The sequence below is a fragment of the Parafrankia sp. Ea1.12 genome (assembly GCF_900465275.1).
In the GTDB taxonomy this organism is placed as follows: domain Bacteria; phylum Actinomycetota; class Actinomycetes; order Frankiales; family Frankiaceae; genus Parafrankia; species Parafrankia soli.
In genome coordinates this window covers 1-22867 of record NZ_UBIZ01000264.1, presented here as the reverse complement: position 1 = coordinate 22867, position 22867 = coordinate 1, and the positions used below count along the sequence as shown (strand labels likewise).

Sequence of the window (22867 nt, the reverse complement as noted above, 5' to 3'; positions counted from 1 at the left end):
TCACAGCCTCTGCGCATAGCTCTGCAAAACGACGATCACTATGAAGAGAAGCAGGAACCCGAGGTCAAGCGCAACGCTACCTACCCTCAACGGCGGAATGAACCGCCGAATCAATCGCAACGGAGGGTCAGTCGCCGTGTACACGATCTCGAAGAGCAGGACCAGGGGGCCGGTCGGCCGGAAGGAGCCGCTCAGCGCGAGCACCAGGTCGATGACCCACCGAGCGATCAGGAGCAGCAGGTAGGCCGTCAGCACCCAAAAGAGCAGAGTTCCAAGTGCGCTGATGGTGCTCTCTCCCGGGAGGACGAGGGGAAGTGGTGACGACCCTACTGGATGATCTTGCCCTGGCTACGACTGGTTACTACGACTGGTTGTAGAACCCACCCTCGCGGATGCGTCGCTTGTCTGTCTCGGTGACCTCGACGTTGTGCGGCGAGAGCAGGAAGACCTTGTTGGTCACCTTCTCGATGTCGCCACGGAGCCCGAAGATCAGCCCTGCGGCGAAGTCGACCAGCCGCTTGGCGTCGACGTCGTCCATCTCGGTGAGGTTCATGATAACGGGAGTCCCGTCCCGGAACTCCTCACCGATCTGACGGGCCTCATTGTAGCTACGCGGCTGGAGCGTCGTGATCCGGTACGGCCGGGGCTCCTCGACGGGCGCTACGCGGCGCATCGGCGTCGGCACGGGGGGTCGCAGATGCTCCACCGGTGGGCGTCGCGGCATGGCGACAGGCTCCTCACGTGCATCGATCCGGCGGACCGACCGGTCAATCGGCACCGGGTCGAGCGTGGCCCGCCGATCGTCCCGGACGGCGCCTCGGACGGCGTCGTGACCGCCGTCGTCATAGTCGTCGTCGAGATAGTCCTCGTCCTCCTCGGCGAGCCCGAGGTAGACCATCGCCCTGCGACCGAGCCCCATGGGCGCGACTCTAAGGGACACCGTGCCGTTCACCGAACAAAGCGGTGCCGATCCGAAGGTGTGTCGCGCCCTCCGCGACCGCATCCTCGAGATCACCGGACATCCCTGCACTGACTAGCGTCGCCGCGGGATGTTCGGAACGAAGTCGGTCGGATACCTCACGGAGTCGGGCGAAGGCCGGCCTGGCAGGTGCTCCGCGTGGCGCGACAGCCATCACACCCGTCAGAACAAGCCCTTCGGAGCCCGCGACGAGCTCGGCGAGCGCCGGTACGTCCGCGGGCAGGGCCCCGCCGCGAGCACCGTCCACAGCCCCGGCGGTGGGCTCACTTTCCCTGGTAGACAGGGCATTTCGCGCCGCGGGCGCACCCGGTGCACCGACGGGCTCCGTAATGTTCAGATTGACCTGTATGCACACTGAAATCTGACGACCACGTGCCGTTGCCGCCCGGGAAAGGACTTCGACCAGTCGCGCTCGGTCCACCGACTGCACGCAGTGCACCCAGCCCGCCACAGCCCGGGCCTTGTTGCGCTGGAGCTGGCCGACGAAATGCCAGACCGGCACATCGGGCCCGGCGGCCGGCCCGAGGGTCGGACCCTGATCCACACGTGATGGACGCCATGCCCCCGACGTGTCGGCCAACGGACTCGATTCCCGGAAACGGTCATCATCGGACCACATCGTGTGCTCATCCGAGCCGCCCGCCGCGGCGGCGGCCAGCGCCAGCCGGACGGCCTCGGTCTTCGGCCCGGCCTCCTGCTCGCGGTTCTCGGCGAAGTGGCGGACACCCAGCGCGACCAGCGCGAGGACGTCCTCGGCGGGTCGGGTCTTGCTGACGGCGATCAGGGTCAGCTCCGCCGGGTCGCGGCCGGCGTCCCGGGCCGCCACGGTGATCCGGTCACGGACGACGGTCAGCCGCTCGCGCAACTCGGCCAGCCGGCGCGGGTCCACCTCGCGCTCGAGGCCGCTCATGGCAGCCAGGCGAGGCCGGCGAACCGCCCGGTCCGCCCGTCGCGGCGGTACGAGTAGAGATCCCCCGACTCGGCGCTGCAACGATCGGACAGCACAACACGGCCCACGCCGGCCGTCGCCAGCTGGGCGCGCAGCCCGGCCCGGAGATCCAGCGCGGGCGTGCCCGCGCGGGTCTCCGACCCACTGCCCGGAACCCGCCGCTGGACGTCGGCGCGCATGTCCGCGGGCACCTCGTAGCACCGCCCGCAGATCGCCGGGCCCAGCGTGACGTCGATCGACGAGCGGTCGACGCCGAGCTCGTCGAAGATCTTCAAGGTGGCCGCCAGCACGCCCGCCGCCATCCCCTGGCGGCCGGCGTGCGCGACGCCGACCGCCGCCGGCGACTCGAACATCACCGGCACGCAGTCGGCCACCAGCACCGCGAGCGCGACGCCGGCGGCGTCGGTGACCATGGCGTCGGCCTCGGGCGGCGGTCCGGGTGCCCGCACCAGGCTCACCTGGGCCCCGTGCACCTGCCGCATGAACTGGACCGGCCGGCCGACCCGGGACGCGAGCAGCCGCCGGTTCACGCTGACCGCCTCCGGATCATCACCCACGTGGTCACCGAGGTTGAGCCCCGCGTACGGCGGCATGCTCGTGCCGCCGTCACGCGAGGTCACCAGGACGGGCATCGCCGCCTACTTGAGGAAATCCGGAACGTCCAGCTCGTCGTCGTCGGCCACCGGGCGGACGGGGCGGCGCGGCGGGTAGGTCGGGCGCGGGCCGGGACGAGCCGGCTCCGGGCCGCGGCCGGCCTGCGGCGGAGCCCCGCCGGCCGGGGCCGCTCCCGGCGCGCCCGGGGCCCCGCCGGGAGCGGCCCCGGCGTGCCCGAGCCCGGCGCGGGGCATGCCCTGGGCCGCGGCGGCATGGGCCGGCGCGGCGTGGGCCGGAGCAGCGTGCCCGGGAGCAGGGTGCCCGGTACCCGGGGCGCCGGCAGCCGGCGCGGAGCGGGCGTAGCCGCCCTCCCCGACCGTGTCCGGGTGCTCCCGGCGGGGCGGCCCGCCCATGGGCCGCTGGTCGCCGGCGGACCCGACCGCCGGCGCGCCGGCCTGGCTCGGGGCGCGGTCGTCGGGCAGCGGGTCCGGCACGTAGTGCCCGACCTGCTGGCTCGTCGGCGGCAGGTAGGTCGAGTGGGCCGGCGCGGGCCGTGGCGGCGCCGGCACGTTCGGGATCGGCGGCAGCGCCGTGGTGTTCGGCGCGCCGCCCGAGCCCGGCTGGGCCGCCGGCTGGCCGGGGGCCCCCGGCTGCGGCGGGCCGCCGGCCGCGCCGCCCGGCCCCGGTGGTCGGCGCTGGGTGGCGAGCGTGCGGGTCCGTCGGTCCTGCACGGTGTCGAACCCGGCGGCGATCACGGTGACCCGCACCTCGTCGCCGAGGGCGTCGTCGATCACCGCACCGAAGATGATGTTCGCCTCGGGATGGGCCGCGTCGGCGACCAGCTCGGCCGCGGCGTTGATCTCGAACAGACCGAGGTCGGACCCACCGGAGATGTTCAGCAGGACGCCCTGTGCGCCGTCCATGCTGGCCTCCAGCAGGGGGGAGGCGATGGCCTGCTCGGCGGCGACCGTGGCCCGGTCGTCACCCCGTGCCCGGCCGATGCCCATCAGGGCGCTGCCGGCGTGCGACATGACCGTCTTGACGTCGGCGAAGTCGAGGTTGATCAGACCAGGGGTGGTGATGAGGTCGGTGATGCCCTGGACACCGGAGAGCAGCACCTGGTCTGCGCTGCGGAAGGCGTCCAGGACGCTGATGTCGCGATCGGTCATCGCGAGCAGGCGGTCGTTCGGGATGACGATGAGGGTGTCAACCTCATTGCGGAGGGTGTCGATGCCCGTGTCGGCCTGGGTCGCGCGGCGGCGGCCCTCGAAGGTGAACGGGCGCGTCACCACACCGATCGTCAGCGCGCCGAGCGAGCGGGCCACGTTGGCGACGACGGGAGCACCACCGGTGCCGGTGCCACCGCCCTCACCCGCGGTCACGAAGACCATGTCGGCCCCCTTGAGGACCTCCTCGATCTCCTCGCGGTGATCCTCGGCGGCCTGGCGGCCGACCTCCGGGTCGGCACCGGCCCCCAGGCCACGGGTGAGTTCACGGCCGACGTCGAGCTTGACGTCGGCATCGCTCATCAACAGCGCCTGGGCGTCGGTGTTGATGGCGATGAACTCGACACCCTTTAGCCCGACTTCGATCATCCGGTTGACGGCGTTTACGCCGCCTCCGCCTATCCCGACGACCTTGATGACCGCGAGATAGTTCTGGGGGGCTGCCATGCGGTGTCGGTCCTCCAGCGGCGTCGGTGGGCGAGCAGGGGGGCTCCCCGGCTCCGTTAGCCCGCGGTCTTACGACCGATTGGAGCGGGGAAGCAGCCGAGCAGCCTCAACCTTCACCGTCAGCTAGACGGTTACAGTTATGTCAACTTCCGACTGTGGATCGGACAGTAGGCACGGCTTCGTCGGTGGTCAAGGACGCTGGCGGCGCGTCACACGGATGGGATTCGCGTCCCCTTCGTCACACCGGTCCCGGCTCGCCCGGGGCACCTCCGCCGAACCCCTGCCCTGTGGTGTGTACTGCGTGGCGTGACCGGACCGCACTCCGACGACGCCCCGGCCGCCCCAGCAGGCCCGGCCGCCGCGCCGCCGCCCGTCGTCCCCGATCCCCGCGACCGCCCCGAGCGGGCCCGGCGGGTCCACTTCCTCGGCATCGGCGGCGCCGGGCTGTCACCCCTCGCCCAGATCCACCTGGCCGCCGGCGGCCAGGTCTCCGGCAGTGACCAGGAGTACTCACCGCGGGTCGCCATGCTGCGTGAGCTGGGGGTCCCCGTCCGGGTCGGTCCCGCCGCCGACGCGGCGGCGCTGGCCGCCGAGCTGTCCGCGGCGGACGTCGTCGTGGCCTCCAGCGCGCTGCGTGACGACCACCCGGAGATCATCGCCGCCCGCGAGCTCGGCATCCCCGTCCGGCGGCGCTCGGACTGGCTGCCGGAGCTGACCGCGCCCTACCGGCTCGTGGCGGTCGCCGGCTCACACGGCAAGACCACCACCGCGGCGATGCTGACCCTGGTGCTCGCGGCCGGCGGCGTCGACCCGACCGCGGTCATCGGTGCCGATGTGGCCCAGTTGGGCGGCAGCGCCGTGACCGGACGGGGCGACGTGTTCGTCCTGGAGGCGGACGAGTACGGCGGCGCGTTCGCCGGGCTGGACCCGGAGCTCGCGGTGATCACCAACGTCGAGTGGGAGCATCCGGACCTCTTCCCGGACGAGGCCTCGGTGCGCGCGGTGTTCGCCGACTTCGCGGCCCGGGTCCGCCCGGGCGGGCGGCTGGTCGTCTGCGGCGACCATCCCGGCGTCGCCGCGGTGCTCGCCGAACTCGACCGGCGGGCCGAGCCCGACCGGCGCGCCGACGCGCCGCGGGCCCGGGTGGTCGACTACGGCTTCACCCCCGGGCGGACGTGGCGGGCGGTGGACTACGTCCCACTGCCCGGCGGTGGCTCCACCTCGACCGTGCTGCGCGACGGGAACCGGGTCGGCGAGCTCACCCTGGCGCTGCCCGGCCCCCACATCGCCCTGGACGCCCTCGCCGCCCTCGCCACGGCCGCCGAGCTGGGGGTGCCGCCCACGGACGCCCTGAGGACGCTGGGGACGTACGCGGGCGCGGCCCGACGCTTCGACGTCGTGGGCCGGGCGAGCGCGCCCGGCGGCACCCGCGTGGAGATCGTCGACGACTACGCGCACCACCCGACCGAGATCCGCGCCACCCTGCGCGCGGCCCGCGACCGCGCCGCCGGCCGGCAGGTCTGGGCGGTCGCGCAGCCGCACACGTTCAGTCGCCTCGCCGCGCTGCTCGACGACTTCGCGACGGCCTTCGGCGACGCCGACCGCGTCTACGTGACCGACGTGTACGCCGCGCGCGAGACCGACAACCTGGGCCTGCACGCGTCCGACCTCGCCGGGCGGATCAGGCGGCCGGCCGCCGCCGGCTACGTGGCCTGGCCCGACCTGCCGGGCCGGCTCGTCGCCGACCTCGCCGACCTCGCCGATCTCGGCGGCCGCGGGGACCTCGGCGACGCGGCGGCCGGCGGCACGCACGGCGTCATGCTGCTCACCCTCGGCGCCGGAACGATCACCACGCTCGGCCCGCGCCTGCTGGACCTGCTCGCCGCCGGCGGCACCGACGCATTTTCCGGGAGCAGCCGGGCGGGCGACCAGGACGCGACGGGCCTGCCGGCCTGACCCTGCGGGGCAGTGCGCGGAGTCGGTGGTTGACTGCGCCGCGTGACATTCTCCGGTGAACGAACACTCCCCCCTCCCGGCGGGTGCCCCGACGGCAAGGGTGAGGACCGACGATGACCGAAACTCGAGACCCGCGCAGCCGCGGGTTCGACTTCAGGGTGGTCAACCAGGCGGTGATCGCCGAGTACCGGGCCAACGGCGGCAGGCTGGAGAAGACCCTGTCCGGCTCCCGGCTCCTGCTGCTGACAACCGTCGGCGAGCGCACCGGACGCCCGCACACCACCCCGCTGGGCTACGTCGTGGACGGCCACCCGGCGCACGGCGCCCCCGACGCCCCGCCGAACGCTCCGAACGTCACTCGGGACGGCCCCCACGCCACGCCGTCCGGCCCGCCCGCCACGCCGGACAGCCTGAACGCCAGGCCGGACGGCCCGGAGCGGGACGTCCCGACCCGGCGCCTCGTCGTCTACGCCACGAACATGGCCGCCGCGGCGCACCCGCAGTGGTACCGGAACCTGCTGGCGCACCCGAAGGTCACCGTGGAGCTGGACGCCGACCGGTTCGACGCGGAGGCGTCCACCGCCGTCGGGGCCGAGCGCGAGCGCCTGTACGCGGCGCTGGTGGACGGCATGCCGGGGCTGCGCACCCATCACGAACAGACGACCCGCGAGATCCCGGTCGTCGTCCTCGCCGCGCTGCGCTGACCGGCCCCCGGCCGGCAGCGCTTCGAAACGAAGTGTGGCGGCTGGGTGAGTCCATGGACTCACCCAGCCGCCACACTTCTGCGATGGATCATCAGACCGGGGCTGGGGGCCTGGGTCAGCCCGGCAGGGCCGACCGTTCGGCCAGCAGGCGCAGCAGCTCCGGGCCGACCTGCGTCACGTCGCCGGCGCCGAGTGTCATGACCAGGTCGCCCGGCCGCGCCAGATCCATCAGCACGCCCGGGACGGCCGACCACGACGGCTCGTACACGACCCGCGCTGCCCCGGCCCGCGCCGCCCCGGCCCGGGTGGCCGCGGCGACCCGGGCACCACCCGCGCCCGGCTCGGGCTGCTCCCCGGCGCCGTAGACGTCCATCACCACGACCGCGTCGGCCGAGCCCAGCGCGGCACCGAACCGGTCGGCGAGCAGGGCCGTGCGGCTGTACAGGTGCGGCTGGAACGCGACGACGACCCGGCCGCCGCCGGCAGCCGCCCGCGCCGCCTCGACCGCGGCGGCCACCCGGTCCGGGTGGTTGGCGTAGTCGTCGACCACCCGCACCCCGCCCGCCGACCCGAGCGGCTGGAAGCGGCGGCGGACCCCGGCGAACTCGGCCAGCCCGGCCAGCAGGCCGGCCGGTGGGGCACCCAGGGCGATCCCGGCGGCCAGGGCCGCCGCGGCGTCCAGGAGGTGGTGCCGGCCGGGGACCCGCAGCGACAGCCGGCCCAGCCGGACGCCATGGACGACGACCTCCGCGCTGGTGCCCGCGATCGAGATCTCCTCGGCGACGAGCCGGACGTCCGCCGACGACCCGAACCCGTACCCCGTCAGCCACGGCCGGCCCGCGCCCGCGGTGCCCTGCCCGCCTGTGGTGCTGTGCGCGGCGGCGTCCGCCGGGCGCCCGTCCGGGCCGCCGGCCCGGCGCCACCGGTCGGCGTGATCGGCCGCCGCCGTGGCGAGCGCCCAGCCGGCCGTGTCGTCCACGCAGGCGACCAGGAAGCCGCCCGGGTCGACCCGGCGCAGGAACGTCGCGAACGAGGCGGCGAGCGCGGGCATCGTCCGGTAGTGGTCGAGATGTTCGGCGGCCACCCCGGTCAGCACCGCGCCGTACGGCTGGAGCTGCCAGAACGCGCCGACGTCCTCGTCCGCCTCGACGACCATCAGCTCGGAGCTGCCCGCGTGGGTGTGCGAACCGGCCTCGCCCGGATCGCCGCCGACCGCGAATGTCGGGTCCTCACCGCAGGCCTGCAGGGCGGCGGTGAGCATCATCGCCACCGTGGTCTTGCCGTGCGAGCCCGCGACCGCGACGCCCCGGTGCCCGGCCATCAGCCCGGCGAGCGCGGCGGAGCGGGGCAGCACGCGCAGCTCGCGCCGGCGCGCCTCGGCGAGCTCCGGGTCGTCGGTCGGCACCGCGGGCGCGACGACGACGAGCTCGACCCCGTCGAGCCGTGACGCGTCGAAACTGTCCGGGCCGTTGCCCACCGTGATCGGGATGCCGAGCGCGCGCAGCGACGCCAGCCGCCGGGATTCGACCGCGTCGCTGCCGGTGACTGTCGCGCCCCGCGCGACCAGCAGCCGCGCCAGACCGCTCATGGCGATCCCGCCGATGCCGACGAGGTGGACCCGCCGCCAGCCCTCCGGGAGATCTCGCGCCGTCACGTGGCCATCCTGCCGCAGTGCCGCGCGCGGGCGTGCGTCGGACCCACGCGCGCCGGGCTCAGGCGCGGCGCGGGCGGGAAGGCGCTGGCCACGGTCGCTCAGTTCGCCGCGTGCCTCGGCCGGGCCCGCCTGCGGGTCGGCTCGGCCAGCCGGATCATCGCGACGATCGCGCGGGCGGCGTCCGGGTGGCCCGTGCCGGCGCAGGCCGCGGACATCTTCCCCAGTCGCTCTGCCGAGGTCAGCACCGGGAGCAGGTTGGCCGCCAGCCAGCCGGGGCTCAGCTCGGCGTCGTCCACCAGCAGCCCGCCGCCGGCCTCCACCGTCGGCAGCGCGTTGCGGCGCTGCTCGCCGTTGCCGTGCGGCAGCGGTACGTACACCGCCGGCAGGCCGACCGCCGCGAGCTCGGCGCACGTCATCGCGCCGGAGCGGCACAGGCTCATGTCGGCGGCCGCGTAGGCGGAGGGGATGTGGTCCAGGTAAGGCACCGCCCGGTAGGGCGCGGCCAGCCCGGCGGGCAGCGCGGCGGCGACCTCCTCGTAGTTCTTCGGCCCGGTGGCGTGCAACACCTGCACGCCCGAGCCGGTCAGCTCCCGCGCGGCGCCGACCATCGCGGTGTTCAGCGAGCGGGCGCCCTGCGACCCCCCGAAGACGAGCAGGGTCGGGCGGTGGGCGTCCAGGCCGTAGCGGGCCCGCGCCGCGCGCGCCGCCGGCGCCGAGCGGTCCAGGGTGAGGATCTCCGCGCGCAGCGGAATCCCGGTGAGGGTGGACCCGCGCAGCGGGGTGCTGGGGTAGGAGGTGGCCACGAACGGCGTGAGCCGCGCCCCCAGCCGGTTCGCGAGGCCGGGCAGCGGGTTGGCCTCGTGCACGACGATCGGCACCCCCAGGCGGCGCGCGGCCACGTAGGCGGGCACGGCGACGTAGCCGCCGAAGCCCACCACGACGTCCGCCCGCACCTCGCGCAGCGTGGCGCGCGCCGCGCCGACGGCGGCGGCCAGCCGTTTCGGCACCGTGAGCAGCGCCGGCGAGGGGCGCCGGGGCATCGGTACCTTCGGCACGGTCGCCAACTCGTAGCCGCGAGCCGGGACGAGTTTCGCCTCCAGCCCGGTCTCGGTACCGAGCAGGGTCACCCGGATCCTGGGGTCGTCCGCGCGCAACGCGTCGGCGACCGCGAGGGCCGGTTCCACATGGCCGGCAGTTCCGCCGCCGGCGAGCAGCACACTTCGCAACATCGGCCCTGACGATTCCACATCGCGGCGGCGCGCACGCAACATGGTCGGCCGAACACGCGGGCGGATCGGCCGACCACACGGACGCCTCGGCGCGGCCGCTCGGACCGCCGTTCCGGGGGGCCGAGCTCGACCGTTCTAGACCGCCGCCTCGGGAGTCTCGGCCCGCGCGGCGCGGCGGCGGCGCAGCCACCCCCGACCAGCGCGCCCCGCACGCCCTGCGCGGCGCGCCTCGGCGCGCGCCGCGAGGTAGACGACGGCATCCGGCTCGCGGCGGGCGAAGGCCAGCAGCATGCCCAGCGCGCCCATCGTCGGCAGCAGCGCCGATCCACCGAAGGACACCAGTGGCAGGGTCACCCCGGTGATCGGCAGGATTCCCACGACCGCGCCCATGTTCACCACGGCCTGCGCGATGATCCAGGCGGTGACCGCCGTGGCGGCCAGCCGGATGAACAGGTCGTCGGCGCGGTGCGCGATCCGCAGGCCCGCGTAGCCCAGCACGCCGAACAGCGTGACAGTCACCAGACTCCCGAGCAGCCCGAGCTCCTCGCCGATGATCGCGAGGATGAAGTCGGTGTGCACGGCGGGCAGCAGATCCGGCCACTTCTCCCGGGAGGCGCCCAGCCCCTCCCCCCACCAACCACCGGACGACAGCGCGTAGATGCCGTGGACGGCCTGGAAACCGGTGTTGTTCGGGTCGGCGAAGGGATCCCGGAAGGACATCAGTCGTTCCAGCCGGTACGGCGCGCTGATCGCCAGGACACTGGCGCCGGCGACCATGCCGCCGAGCAGCCCGGCGTAGATCCGCAGCGGGGTGCCGATCACCCAGAGCACCGCCAGCGGGACGACGGTGACACAGATCGAGCCGCCCAGGTCGGGCTCGAGCATGAGCAGCAGGTCGACGAACAGGAAGCCGGGCACCACCGGGATGATCAGGTGCTTCCAGTTGACCAGCAGCCGGCGCTTGCGGACGAGGACGTCCGAGCACCACAGCACGAGGGCGATCTTGGCGAACTCGCTCGGCTGCAGGGTGTACGGGCCGATCGGGATCCACTGCCGCGAACCGTTCTCGACGTGCCCGATCCCCGGGACGAGCACCGCCATCAGCAGCAGGACGGTCACGCCCAGCAACGGGTAGGCGGCGGCCCGGAAGACCCGGATCGGCAGGCGGCTCGCGACCAGCAGCAGCGGGATGCCGATGCCGGCCCAGGTCGCCTGCCGCAGGAACAGCGTGTAGGCCGAGCCGAAGTCCTGGAAGGACCGCGGGGCGGACGCCGAGAGCACCATCACCAGGCCGAGCAGCAGCAACAGGCCGGCGGAGGAGAGCAGCAGGTAGTACGAGGCCAGCGGGCGGTCGAGGACGGGCGTGCGGGGGTCGCCGACCCAGCCCCGCCTGGCCCCGGTGGCCTCCGGCCCGCCGGTGCCGGGGCGCAGCCCGCCGGCGCCGCCCGTGTCGGTGGCGGCCTCGGAGCCCGCCGTGCCGGCCCCGCCCGCGCCGGTCGTGCCCGGGCCGGTGCTCCCCGCGGGCCTCGACCCGGCGACGGCCGTCCCCGTTCTGGTGGTTCGCGCACCCGTCATGCGCTCATTCACGCTCCCCCTCTCCGGTGCCGCGCTGGGAGGGAGAGCGCCGGCGGTCAGCCTCCCCGCGCTCGCACGGCCGCGGCGAACAGGTCGCCGCGCTCCGCGTAGTCACGGAACATGTCCATCGACGCCGCCGCGGGCGCCAGCAGCACGGTGTCGCCCGGTGCCGCGAGCTTCGCGGCGGCCTCCACCGCATCGTCCATGCCCGCGGCCCGTTCCACGGGGACATCGGGGGCGTGTCGGGCGAGAGCCGCGGCCACCTCGTCGGCGCACTGGCCGATCAGGACCACCGCGCGCAGCCCGTGACGGGCCGAGACAACGAGATCGTCGAACTCAAGGCCCTTGTTCAGACCGCCCGCGATCCACACCACCGACGGGTAGGCGCGCAGCGACGCCGCGGCGGCATGCGGGTTGGTGGCCTTGCTGTCGTCGACGTAGCGGACGCCGCCGCGCCGGCCGACGGTGACGTTGCGGTGCGCGCCGGGCCGGAACGACGCGAGCGCCGCGCCGATGGCCGCCGGGTCCACCCCGTCGGCGCGGGCCAGCGCGGCGGCGGCCAGCGCGTTGGCGATGTTGTGCGATCCCAGCTCAGCGCCGGTGGCGAAGCCGGGGAAGCGGTCGTCCCGGAACTGGCCGCCGCCGAACGGGCCCGGCCCGTCGCCGGTCCCGGCCGCGCCGGCCCGGGTGCCACCCGCCACGGCGCCACCGACCCTGCCGCCGGCCGGCCCGCCGCCGGTGATGCCGGTGGCGGGCGGGCGCCGCCCGGGTGAGCGGCCGGCCGCGCCGAGATCGGCCACGGCGATCAGCCGCCCGCCGGAGAAGGCCCGGTCGACCAGGTACCCGTTCACGACGGTCAGGTCGGGCCGTGGGGTGGCGTTCGGGTCCAGCCCGAAGGTGACCCGCCGGCCCGGCGCCCGCGACAGCAACTCCAGGCTCACGGGGTCGTCCACGTTGCCGACGGCGACGGTGTGCGGGGCCGCCCAGATCCGCGCCTTCGCCGCCGCGTAGGCGTCGGCTCCGCCGTGCCAGTCGAGATGGTCCGGCGCGACGTTGAGGATCACCGCCGCGCGCGGGGCGACGGTGGAGGTGTAGTGCAGCTGGAAGCTGGACAGCTCGACGGCGAGCGCGTCGTAGGGCGGCCGGGTCTCGACGGCCGCCACGATGGGCGTGCCGATGTTGCCGGCTGTGGTGGCGCGCCGCCCCCCGGCGACGAGCATCGCGCCGAGCATCTCGGTCGTGGTGGTCTTGCCGTTCGTGCCGGTGACCGCGAGCCACCGGGACAGCCCGCGCCACCGCCAGGCGAGCTCCACCTCGCCCCACACCGGTACCCCGGCGGCCTCCGCCGCCCGCAGCAGCGGCGTGTCCGGTGGGACACCCGGCGAGGTGACGACGAGCGACGCCGCCCCGGCCTCGGCCGGCAGGCCGCCGAGCCGGACCTCGATTCCCTCCGCCCGCAGCCGCTCGGCGGCGGCGCGCTGGCCCGGGCCGTCGGCCGCGTCCACCACGACCACCCGGGCGCCGCGGGCCGCCAGCGCACCGGCCGCCGCGGCGCCGGAGACGCCCACTCCGACGACCGTGACCTGAGCGCCGGCGAGCGCCGCGCCCGCGGGCACCGATGTGGCGGAAGTACTCATGGTCAACCGCCCCCGTGGGAAAGATACTCGGCGTAGAACAGGCCCAGGCCGAACGCTACGGCCAGGCCGGAGACGATCCAGAACCGGATGATCACCGTCGTCTCCGGCCATTCGGCGAGTTCGAAGTGATGGTGGATGGGCGCCATGTTGAACACCCGTCTCTTCGTCGCCTTGAAGAACGCCACCTGGATCATGACCGACAGCGTCTCGATGACGAACAGGCCCCCCAGCACGAACAGCAGCAGCTCGGTGCGGCTGACGATCGCGATGCTGGCGAACGCCCCGCCGAGCGCGAGCGAGCCGGTGTCCCCCATGAAGATCTTCGCCGGGCTGGCGTTCCACCACAGGAAGCCGAAACAGGCCCCCATCGCGGCGGCGGAGACCAACGCGACGTCGAGCGGGTCGCGCACGTAGTAGCAGCCCTCGGTCAGCGCCCCGGCCTCGCAGACGTTGCCGAACTGCCAGAAGGAGATCACCACGTAGGCGCCGAAGACCATCGCGGACGTGCCGGCGGCCAGGCCGTCCAGGCCGTCGGTGAGGTTCACCGCGTTCGAGGTCGCGGCGATGATGATCCAGGCGAGCAGCGGGAAGCCGATCAGGCCGATCGAGAACCCGGTGTCGCGCACGACCGAGATGAACGTCGAGCCCGGCAGCAGCCCGCTGTCGTTCTTGAACCGGACGGCCAGCAGCCCGAACGCCAGCGCGACCGCGGCCTGGCCGGCGAACTTCGTCCGGGCCGTCAGCCCCAGGCTGCGCTGCTTGCGGATCTTGATGTAGTCGTCCAGGAAGCCGACCAGGCCCAGGCCCGTCATCACCATCAGGACCAGCAGGCCCGAGGCGGTGAAGCCGATGCCGGTGACCAGGTGCGAGACGAAGTACCCGGCGAGGGTGGCGAGGATGATGACGGTGCCGCCCATGGTGGGCGTGCCGCGCTTGGTCAGGTGGCTCGACGGCCCGTCCTCACGGATCTCCTGCCCGTAGCCCTGCCGCCGGAAGAAGCGGATCACCGACGGGGTGCCGAGCAGGGAGATGACCAGCGCGACCAGTGCCGCGAAGAGAACTCCTCTCACGCGAGCGTCACCCGCGCACGCCTGGTTCGCCGGAGTGTCCCACCGTGTTCCACGTGTTCTCGATCCCCTCGATCGCGGCGCCGGCGGCGCCGTCCCGCCGGCCCGCTGGGCCGGCCCCACCATCCGCGGTCAGCCCCGTGGCCACCCGCTCGAGCCCGAACGACCGGCTCGCCTTCACCAGAACCACGTCACCCGGGCGGACCTGCGCGGCCAGCAGCGCCAGCGCCTCGTCCACCCCGGGCACCCAGGTCGACTCGCCGGCCCAGGCGCCCTCGTGCTCCGCCGCCTGATGCACCCGGCGCGCCCCGGCGCCGACCGCCACCAGCCGTGACACGCCCAGCCCGGCGGCGAGCCGCCCCAGGGTGTCGTGCGCGGCCTCCGCGTCGGCGCCGAGCTCGCCCATCGGACCCAGCACCGCCCACGCCCGCCCCGCTCCCCGCATGTCCATCAGCGCGGTCAGGGCCGCGCGCATCGACTCGGGGTTCGCGTTGTAGGAGTCGTTGAGCACGACCACGCCGTCCGCGGTGGTCGTCACCTCCATCCGCCAGCGGCTGCGCGGGCGGGCCTCCTCGAGCGCTGCCGCGGCCTCGGCCGGCGCGAGGCCGAGTGATGTCGCCACCGCCGCGGCGGCCAGCGCGTTGGCCACCTGGTGCGCGCCGACGAGGCCGAGGCGCAGCCGGTGGCGCTCCCCGCCGGCCAGCAGGTCGAACGCGGCCCGGCCGTCGCCGCCCACCTCGACGCGCTCGGCGCGGACGTCCGCCGCCGCGACGCGGCCGAAGGTGACCACCTGGGCGCCGGCGCGGCCGGCCATCGCCGCCACCAGCGGATCGTCGGCGTTCAGCACGACCAGGCCGGTGGCCGCCTCTGCGAGCTCGCCCTTCGCCGCGGCGATGCCGTTCCGCCCGTCGGCGTACTCCCCCACGTGCGCCGACCCGACGTTGAGCACCAGCCCGACGTGCGGGCGGGCCACCGCGCACAGCGTCGCGATGTGCCCGATGCCGCGGGCGCCCATCTCCAGCACCACGAACGCGGTGTCGGGCTCGGTGCGCAGCAGGGTCAGCGGCAGGCCGATCTCGTTGTTGAACGAGCCCACCGCGGCGACCGTCGGGCCGAGCCGGCCGAGCAGGTCGGCCAGCAGGTCCTTGGTGGTCGTCTTACCGGCCGAGCCGGTCACCCCGACCACGGTCGCCGGGGCGAGGTCCCGCAGGTGCGCGGCGAGCGCGGCCAGCGCCGCCGCCGGGTCGGCGGCGACGACGGTGGGCACGCCCGTCTCCCGGGCGCCGAGGACGGCCACCGCGCCGGCCGCGACCGCGCCGGCGGCGAAGTCGTGCCCGTCCACCCGTTCACCGGGCAGGGCGACGAACAGCGCGCCCGGGCCGACCTGACGGGAGTCGATCACCACCGACGTGACCGGGGTCAACCGGTCCGCGCCGGCGGTGAGCCGGCCACCGGTGGCGGCGGCCACCTCGGCGAGAGTCAGCGCGATCATCGGCTCGCCGTCGCCAGCAGCGCGGAGCGCAGCACCTCGCGGTCGTCGAACGGCGTGACGACACCGGCGACGTCCTGCCCGCTCTCGTGCCCCTTGCCGGCCACGATCACGGCGTCGGTGGGCCCGGCGGCGCCGACCGCGAGCGCGATCGCGCTCGCCCGGTCCGGCTCCACGACGATCTCGCCCGCTCCAGGGGCGCCGCGGGCGCCGGCCAGCATCTGCTCGAGGATGCGCGCCGGGTCCTCGGACCGGGGGTTGTCGCTGGTGAACACGGCCAGGTCGGCCAGCCGCGCCGCGGCCGCGCCCATCAGCGGCCGCTTGGCTCGGTCGCGGTCCCCACCGCAGCCGAGGACGACGACCACCCGCCCGGTCACGATCGGGCGCACGGCGGCGAGCAGCGTCTCGACCGCGTCGGGGGTGTGGGCGTAGTCCACGAGGGCGAGGAACGGCTGGCCGGCGTCGATCCGCTCCATCCGGCCCGGGACCCCCGGCAGCGACGAGATGCCCTCGGCCGCCGCCTCCAGCGGGACACCGACGGCGGCCAGCAGCGCGAGGGCGCCCAGCGCGTTGGCGACGTTGAACCGGCCCGGCAGGGCGAGCGAGAGGTCCGCCTTCGCGCCGTCCGGGCCCAGCGCGCGGAACACGCTGCCGGCCGGGCCGGCGACGACGTCCTCCGGCCACCAGTCGGCCGGGCGGCCGGTCACCGAGTAGGTGCGCGCGTCCGGGCGCAGCGCCGCGAGCCGGCGGCCCCAGTCGTCGTCGACGCAGACCACGGCGGCCGCGCTGCGGGCGGGCTCGAACAGTGCCGCCTTCGCCGCGAAGTAGTCCTCCATCGTCGGGTGGAAGTCGAGGTGGTCCTGGCTGAGGTTGGTGAAGGCGGCGCCGGCGAAGCGCAGCGCGTCCACCCGGTGCTGGGCCAGCGCGTGGCTCGACACCTCCATCGACGCCGCCCCGACGCCCCGCTCCACCATCGTCGCGAGCAGCGCCTGCAGGTCGCCGGACTCGGGCGTCGTGCGCACCGAGGGCACCACCGTTCCGGCGACCCGGGTCTGCACCGTGCCGAGCAGGCCCGTGGTGTACCCGGCGGCGCGCAGGCCGGCGTCCAGGAGGAAGGCGGTGGTGGTCTTGCCGTTCGTGCCGGTGACCCCGAGCAGGGTCAGCGCGCTCGACGGGTCGCCGTAGATCCAGGCGGCGGCCGGCGCCAGGTCGCGGCGCGGGTCGTCGGTGACGAGCACGGGCACCGCGAGCCGGCCGGACAGCGTCGCGGCGCCCACCGGGTCGGTGAGGACGGCGACGGCACCGGCGGCGACGGCACCGGCGGCGAAGTCGGCGCCGTGCACGTGCGCGCCGGGCAGCGCCGCGTAGAGGTCGCCCGGCAGCACCGCGCGCGAGTCGTGGGTGACGCCGGTGAGGACGACACCGGCGAGGGCCGCCCCGCCCGACGGACCGGGCGCGACGGTGATGGATCTGAGGACGTCGGGCAGAGCGGTGAGCGACCGCGGTGACGGCGCTGCCGGACGTAGTGCCGGGGTGGTCACGGGGACGACCTTAGTGGGCGGGCAGGCGGGGGATCCGCACGGGCGCCGTGGACGGCGGTGGTCCACCGGGCCGACGCGCAGGTGTCGGGACAGCCTGGGCCAAACCGGCGGCGACTCCCGGCCCCCGGCCCCCGTCGTGGACGGGCGCGCGACGTCCCGCGCTCGCCCGTCCACGACGCTCTCCCCGGTCCGCGGTGCCTTCCCCGTCCGCGGTGCTCCTGCTCGTCCTCGGTGCTCTCGCCCGTTCTCAGCGGTCGAGGTCGAGCACCAGCGGTTCGGGCCTGGTCCCCGGCGGCGGCACGCCCAGCGTGGTGAGGGCGAAGCTCATCACCCGTTTGAACACCGGCGCGGCGACCTCGCCGCCGTAGAAGCCCTTGCGCGGGTGGTCGAGCACGACCTCCACGACGACCTGGGGGTCGTCGGCCGGGGCGAAGCCGATGAACGTCGAGACGTAGCCGTCGTAGCCGCCGTTGACCGGGTCGTACCGCTTCGCCGTGCCCGTCTTGCCGGCGACCCGGTACCCGGCGACCTCGGCCGCGGGGGCGGTGCCCTGCGTCGTCGCGACGGCCTCGAGCATGCGGGTGAGCGTGGAGGCGGTCTCCGGGGAGACCACCCGGCGCTCGGGCGCCCGCGGGGTGGGCCGTGTGACCCCGTCCGGGCCGGTGATCGCGTCCACCAGCCGCGGCGCGACCCGCATGCCGCCGTTCGCCACGGTCGCGTAGACCGACGCCATCTGCAGGGCCGTGGCCGAGGTGCCCTGGCCGTAGGCGATGGTCGCGGCCTGACTGCCCGACCAGTCCGCGGCCGGCGGCAGGATGCCGGCGGCCTCGCCGGGGAAGTCGACCTCGGTCGCCTTGCCGAGCCCGAACGCGCGCATCATCTGCTCGAGGTTGTCGTTGCCGACCCGCTCGGCGACGAGCACCGTCCCGATGTTGCTGGACCGGGCGAGCACGCCGGCCGCGGTGAGGTGCTCGGTGCCGTGCGGCTCCGAGTCCGTGATCGTCACCCCGCCCCGCTCGATGGACGGCGGCACGGTGATCGGGGTCGTCGTCTCGATCAGGTTCCGGTCCAGTGCCGCGGCCATGGTGATGACCTTGTTGACGCTGCCGGGCTCGAAGGCCTGGCCGGTCGAGCGGTTTCCGATCGCGTCGATGTCCCGGGAGGTGATGTTGTTCGGGTCGAACTGGGGCGCGTCGGCCATCGCGAGCAGGTCACCCGTCTTCGGGTTCATCACGACGATCGTGCCGCCGTCCGCCTCCGAGGTCCGCACCGCCTCGGCGATCGCGCTCTGGGCGTCCCACTGGATGTAGTTGTCGATGGTGAGGCGCAGTGTGGAGCCGCTGACCGGGTCCTTCTCCACGCTCTGCGCCGAGGGGATCTCCCGCCCGGACGGGTCGGCCTCGATCTGGCGGCGCCCGTCCGTCCCGCGCAGCACGCTGTCGTAGGCCAGCTCCAGGCCGCCGGCGCCCACGATCGCGTCGTTCTCGCCGAGCTTGGTGAAGCCGACGAAGTTGGCGCCCAGGGTCAGCGACGGGTACCAGCGCCCCCGCTCGGGAAGGACGCCGATGCCGCGCAGGCCCAGCTTGTCCACCTCGTCCCCGACCGCCCGGTCGAGGCGACGGCCCAGGTACACGAACCGCACCTGGGGATCGTTGGACGTCATGCTCTTGCGCAGCGTGTTCTCGGACTCGCCGAGCAGCGGGGCCAGCTTGCGCGCCGCGTCGACGACCTGGGCCTCGTTCATCAGCCACGGGTCCGCGTACACGGCCCGGCGCTCGACGTCCTGCGCCAGCGCGTCGCCGTGCCGGTCTGTGATCATGCCACGGTCGGCGGGCAGGACGGACTTGCGCAGCCGCTGCTGCTCGGCCTGCTCCGCGTAGTTGGACGAGGCGAAGCCCTGCAGCTGCGCGAGCCGGCCGGCGATCACGACCAGGACGGCGATCATCAGTACCACCGACACCCGGACCCGGCGGCGGGGGCTGGCGAGGACGAACGGCCGCGACGGCCGCGGCGGCGTGCCCCCGAGGCCGCGGCGGATCGAGGTGGCCCGGTTGCGGCCCGCCCCACCGCTCGAGGGATGCGGGCGCCGGACGGGGGGGATCCGCCCGGACGTCGTCCGGCTGGCCGCCCCCCGGGTCGGGTTACGCCGGCCGGCCGCTCCGCGGGCGGAGGTCGTACGGGCGGATGTGGCGCGGGCGGCCTGGTCCCGGCGGAGCTGCTCACGTGGCGTCGCCGAGCCGGCGGCCGCGCTGCGCAGCGGAGACACCCGTGGGGACGACCGACCCGCCCGGGCCGTCGCCGCCCGGCGCTCCCGTCCGGCCGCGGCGGGGCGGGGCCGGCGCGCCGCCCGTTCCGTGGCTTCGGCGGCGTCGTCGTCCCAGGTCTGTTCGTCAAGCTCGTCGCGGTCGTCGCGGTCGTCGCGGTCGTCGCGGCGTCGGTCGCCGCCGCGGGGGGGTGGGGTCACCCGGCCGCGGCCGCCGTCCGGGTCACGGCCGGAGAACCGGCGCACGGACGGATCGAGCAGGTCGTCACCGTCGTGGCGCGCGGACCGCGCGTCCGGGCTCCCCGGCTGCGGGTTCGTGACGAGACGGAGTCGGTTCCGACCGCGGCCGGAGGACGGACCGCGGGTCGTCTGGCTCACTGACCGGCTCCCGCCTCTCCGTCGGTCCCGGTGTCGGTCCCGGTACGGGCCTGCGTATCGGCGGCGGACCCGGCCGCCTCGCCGCCAGCCGCCGCCTCGCCGCCAGCCGCGGGCTGGGTGGACGTGCCACCCGCGCCGGAGGCGCCCGACTGAGCCGAGGCGCCGGACTGGGTGGCCGCGGAGTCCGTCGCCGCGGCGGCGCCGGCCGGAGCCGCCGACGGGCCCGGGACCACGACGAGCAGCATGCCGCTGCCCGCGTCCCGGGTCAGGACGCGCGCCCCGGGCGGCAGCGGCGCGTTGGCCGGCAGGTACTCGGGAACGCCGCCGGGCACCATCCCGAGCTGGTTCGCGCGGGCGGCGAGCTGCCCCGGGTCGGACTGCTCGTCGAGCTTGAGCGACAGCTGCTGCTCCTGCCGGGTCAGCTCGGTGGACTGCCGCTCGAGCTCGTCGGCGTGGAAGGAGTTCTCCATCAGCGCCGTGTTGAGCAGGAGCAGCGACAGCAGTCCCGCCCCCATCAGCACGAGCAGCAGCACCACGAACGGCCCGCGCGGCGCCGTGGACCGCGCCGGCACCCGCAGCACCGACAGCCCCGGCCGCGCTCCCCGCCGCAGTGGTGAGTCGAGCAGGGGAACCGTGGTCGCGCCGACCGCCATCGCGGACGGCCGACGTCCCGCACCGGACCGGCCCGTTCCCGATCGTCCGGTGGCTGTCCGTCCCGTGCCCGAGCGCGCGCTGCCGGGCCGGGCCGGGACGGTGTGCCCCGCGGTCGTGCGCGCGCCGGTCGTGCGCGTGGCGGTCGTGCGCGTGGCGCTGGACGAACGGGCCGCGCTGGACGAGCGGGCGGGCGCTCCGGCGCCTACCGCGCCCACGCCGGCGGCGACCGGCCGGCGACGGGCGCGGCCGGGCACGGCCACCTCGTCGGACGGGTCGGCGCGGCGTCCGGCTTCGTCGGCGTACGCGGGCTCCCCGACGGGCGACCCGGCATCCGCGAGGTCACCGGCCGTGGAATCGCCGAACGCGGGCTCGCCGGCCACAGGCTCGCCGAGCGTGTGGTCGCCGGCCGCCGGCTCGCCGGGGGCCGTATCGCCGTAATTGACGCCGCCGTATGCGGAGTCGTCGTAGACGGGGTCGCCGTAGCCGGACGCGCCGTACGGCGCGTCCTCGTGGGGCGCGTCCGCGTAGGGAGCGCTGTCGTAGGGCGCGTTCTCGTAGGGCGTGTCGTCGTAGCCGGTGCTCTCGAACGCGGCCACGTCATAGGCGTACGCGGTGCCGTCGTGCGCGGCGTCGTGCGCGGCGCCCGGGTAGGCGGCCACGTCGTGGTCTGTCGCGTGGTACTCGGAGCCGGACGTGTGATGACCCGGACGGGCGCGACCGCGGGGCAGCGGGTTCGCGGGAGCGGTCATCGGACACCTCCGGTCTGGTTGTGCGCGCGGCCCGGTTCGGCCGCCGTGCGTTCCGCCGCGCGCAGCCGGACCGACCCGGCGCGCGCGTTCTGTTCGATCTCCGTGTCGGAAGCCGGCTCCGCGCCGCGGGTCAGCCACCGTAACGTCGGCCGGGCGTCATCCGGGATGACCGGCATGTCCGGCGGGACGGAGGGCACCGAGCGCGGCGTCAGCACCCGTTTCACCAGCCGGTCCTCCAGGGAGTGATAGGAGAGGACGACCAGGCGGCCCGCCACGGCCAGCGCGTCGAAGGCGGCGGGCACCGCGCGCTCGAGCACCTCGAGCTCGGAGTTCACCTCGATGCGCAGCGCCTGGAAGGTGCGCTTGGCCGGGTTGCCTCCGGTGCGGCGCGCCGCCGCGGGGATGGAGTCGCGGACCAGGTCCACCAGCCGCGCGGAGGTGGTGAACGGCGCGGCCTGGCGCTGGGTCACCACCGCCCGGGCGATGCGGCGCGCGAACCGCTCCTCGCCGTACTCCCGCAGCACCCGGGTCAGCGCGTCGACGTCGTAGTTGTTGAGGACGTCGGCCGCGGTGGGGCCGCGCTCCTGGTCCATCCGCATGTCCAGCGGGGCGTCCCGGGAGTAGGCGAAGCCGCGCTCGTCGAGGTCGAGCTGCATGGACGAGACGCCGAGATCGAACAGGACACCGTCCACCGACGGCACACCGAGCCGCTCGAGGACGTCCGGCAGCTGGTCGTAGACGGCGTGCTCGAGGTCGACGCGGTCACTCAGGCCGACGCGGTCACCCAGGCCGGTGAGGCGGCGCCGGCTGTGCTCGAGGGCGGTGGTGTCCCGGTCGAGACCGATGAGGCGGACCTGCGGGAAGGCCTCGAGCAGCGCGTGCGAGTGACCGCCCAGCCCGACAGTGGCGTCGACGACGACCGCACCGGGACGGCGCAGCGCGGGGTCAAGCAGCTTGATCACGCGCTCGGTCAGCACCGGCGTGTGCGTGACGTCCACTGCCAACCCCTCGGCCGCTTGTCGGATCTGGTGTTTCGGATATGCGGGCGGGCACGCCGGTGCGTTGGCGGGTACGCCGTCCCCGGCGGCCATCGGGAAGGGAACGGCCGGAAGAGTCGTACACCCAGGTCCCGCCCCGCTCGATCCGCCGGACGCCGGGGAAGTGGTGTCCGGTGGGAGCGGGGGGAGACCTCGACAGACGACCGGATGGTGACGCGACGCCTTCGACGACTCAGATGACTCCGGGCAGGACCTCCTCCGACAGCTCGGCGAAGGTCTCCTCCTGGTCGGCGAGGTAGGTGTCCCAACGCTGGGAGTCCCAGATCTCGACCCGGGTGTTGGCGCCGTTGACCACGCACTCGCGGACCAGCCCCGCGTACGCCCGCAGCGGCGGCGGAATGGTGATCCGCCCCTGGCGGTCGGGGACGTCGTCGGAGGCCGACGAGAAGAAGACGCGGCTGTAGTCGCGAAGCGCCTTCGCGGTGACCGGAGCGGTACGGAGGGACTCACTGATGCGGGTGAACTCCGCCAAGGGGAACACGTAGAGACAACGTTCCTGCCCCTTCGTGATCACTAGCCCCCCCTCCAGCTCTTCGCGGAACTTCGCAGGCAGAGTCAGCCGCCCCTTGTCGTCCAGCCGCGGCGTGTGGCTGCCGAGAAACACCGGAGCCTCCCCGCCAGGCCCGGAGAGACGCGCCGTGACCATCAGACGACGACTGGTTCACCAGCCGGCGGCTACCCGCGAGCTCCCCACCCCCACTGCGCGCCACTCTACCCC

General features: G+C 74.8%; 18 protein-coding genes. 2 read left to right on the top strand and 16 right to left on the bottom strand.

What is annotated here, in order from left to right:
• The 5 genes from FMEAI12_RS12075 to ftsZ form a co-directional block, all read right to left on the bottom strand.
• Positions 1 to 255, bottom strand: a complete 255-nt coding sequence (locus tag FMEAI12_RS12075) for a YggT family protein (protein ID WP_020462564.1) — start codon at positions 253 to 255, stop codon at positions 1 to 3.
• Positions 256 to 361: 106 nt separating this feature from the next.
• The gene (locus FMEAI12_RS12070) at positions 362 to 919 is read right to left on the bottom strand and encodes a cell division protein SepF (protein WP_071063794.1); all 558 of its coding nucleotides are present in this window, start codon (positions 917 to 919) and stop codon (positions 362 to 364) included.
• A 10-nt stretch (positions 920 to 929) separates the two neighbouring features.
• Positions 930 to 1889, bottom strand: coding sequence for a YggS family pyridoxal phosphate enzyme (locus FMEAI12_RS12065; protein WP_112106096.1), 960 nt, complete (start codon positions 1887 to 1889; stop codon positions 930 to 932).
• A complete protein-coding gene (pgeF, locus tag FMEAI12_RS12060) occupies positions 1886 to 2560 on the bottom strand; it encodes a peptidoglycan editing factor PgeF (RefSeq protein WP_083391030.1) in 675 nt (224 codons plus the stop codon). Before pgeF ends, FMEAI12_RS12065 begins: the two co-directional genes overlap by 4 nt.
• Before the next feature lie 6 nt (positions 2561 to 2566).
• Entirely contained in the window at positions 2567 to 4195 is a 1629-nt protein-coding gene (ftsZ, locus tag FMEAI12_RS12055; RefSeq protein ID WP_071063798.1) for a cell division protein FtsZ, read from the bottom strand.
• A gap of 306 nt (positions 4196 to 4501) precedes the next feature.
• Between ftsZ and murC (FMEAI12_RS12050) the strand changes: the two genes are divergently transcribed.
• A complete protein-coding gene (murC, locus tag FMEAI12_RS12050) occupies positions 4502 to 6151 on the top strand; it encodes a UDP-N-acetylmuramate--L-alanine ligase (RefSeq protein ID WP_112106095.1) in 1650 nt (549 codons plus the stop codon).
• A 113-nt stretch (positions 6152 to 6264) separates the two neighbouring features.
• Complete coding sequence (locus FMEAI12_RS12045) at positions 6265 to 6855, top strand: nitroreductase/quinone reductase family protein (RefSeq protein WP_112106094.1); 591 nt, start codon at positions 6265 to 6267, stop codon at positions 6853 to 6855.
• A 115-nt stretch (positions 6856 to 6970) separates the two neighbouring features.
• On the opposite strand, the gene murC (FMEAI12_RS12040) is transcribed toward FMEAI12_RS12045, so the two are convergent.
• The 11 genes from murC (FMEAI12_RS12040) to mraZ form a co-directional block, all read right to left on the bottom strand.
• On the bottom strand, positions 6971 to 8509 hold the full coding sequence (gene murC, locus FMEAI12_RS12040) for a UDP-N-acetylmuramate--L-alanine ligase (RefSeq protein WP_112106093.1): 1539 nt from the start codon (positions 8507 to 8509) through the stop codon (positions 6971 to 6973).
• A gap of 98 nt (positions 8510 to 8607) precedes the next feature.
• Entirely contained in the window at positions 8608 to 9738 is a 1131-nt protein-coding gene (gene murG, locus FMEAI12_RS12035) for an undecaprenyldiphospho-muramoylpentapeptide beta-N-acetylglucosaminyltransferase (protein ID WP_112106092.1), read from the bottom strand.
• A 135-nt stretch (positions 9739 to 9873) separates the two neighbouring features.
• Positions 9874 to 11313: a putative lipid II flippase FtsW gene (gene ftsW, locus FMEAI12_RS12030; protein ID WP_112106091.1), complete on the bottom strand. Its 1440-nt coding sequence runs from the start codon at positions 11311 to 11313 to the stop codon at positions 9874 to 9876.
• 56 nt (positions 11314 to 11369) lie between these two features.
• Positions 11370 to 12950, bottom strand: a complete 1581-nt coding sequence (gene murD, locus FMEAI12_RS12025) for a UDP-N-acetylmuramoyl-L-alanine--D-glutamate ligase (protein ID WP_112106090.1) — start codon at positions 12948 to 12950, stop codon at positions 11370 to 11372.
• Positions 12951 to 12952: 2 nt separating this feature from the next.
• A complete protein-coding gene (gene mraY, locus FMEAI12_RS12020) occupies positions 12953 to 14020 on the bottom strand; it encodes a phospho-N-acetylmuramoyl-pentapeptide-transferase (RefSeq protein WP_071063813.1) in 1068 nt (355 codons plus the stop codon).
• Positions 14021 to 14027: 7 nt separating this feature from the next.
• Complete coding sequence (gene murF, locus FMEAI12_RS12015; RefSeq protein ID WP_112106089.1) at positions 14028 to 15509, bottom strand: UDP-N-acetylmuramoyl-tripeptide--D-alanyl-D-alanine ligase; 1482 nt, start codon at positions 15507 to 15509, stop codon at positions 14028 to 14030.
• Positions 15506 to 17047 (bottom strand): UDP-N-acetylmuramoyl-L-alanyl-D-glutamate--2,6-diaminopimelate ligase, encoded by a 1542-nt coding sequence (locus FMEAI12_RS12010; protein WP_112106088.1) that lies wholly within the window; start codon positions 17045 to 17047, stop codon positions 15506 to 15508. The genes murF and FMEAI12_RS12010 overlap by 4 nt, the downstream gene beginning before the upstream one ends.
• Positions 17048 to 17294: 247 nt before the next feature.
• Positions 17295 to 19688 (bottom strand): penicillin-binding protein 2, encoded by a 2394-nt coding sequence (locus FMEAI12_RS12005; RefSeq protein WP_112106087.1) that lies wholly within the window; start codon positions 19686 to 19688, stop codon positions 17295 to 17297.
• Entirely contained in the window at positions 19685 to 21091 is a 1407-nt protein-coding gene (locus FMEAI12_RS12000; RefSeq protein WP_112106086.1) for a hypothetical protein, read from the bottom strand. The genes FMEAI12_RS12005 and FMEAI12_RS12000 overlap by 4 nt, the downstream gene beginning before the upstream one ends.
• Positions 21088 to 22089: a 16S rRNA (cytosine(1402)-N(4))-methyltransferase RsmH gene (rsmH, locus tag FMEAI12_RS11995; protein WP_112106085.1), complete on the bottom strand. Its 1002-nt coding sequence runs from the start codon at positions 22087 to 22089 to the stop codon at positions 21088 to 21090. Before rsmH ends, FMEAI12_RS12000 begins: the two co-directional genes overlap by 4 nt.
• A gap of 232 nt (positions 22090 to 22321) precedes the next feature.
• Complete coding sequence (gene mraZ / locus FMEAI12_RS11990) at positions 22322 to 22753, bottom strand: division/cell wall cluster transcriptional repressor MraZ (protein ID WP_026239192.1); 432 nt, start codon at positions 22751 to 22753, stop codon at positions 22322 to 22324.
• Positions 22754 to 22867: the final 114 nt, after the last annotated feature.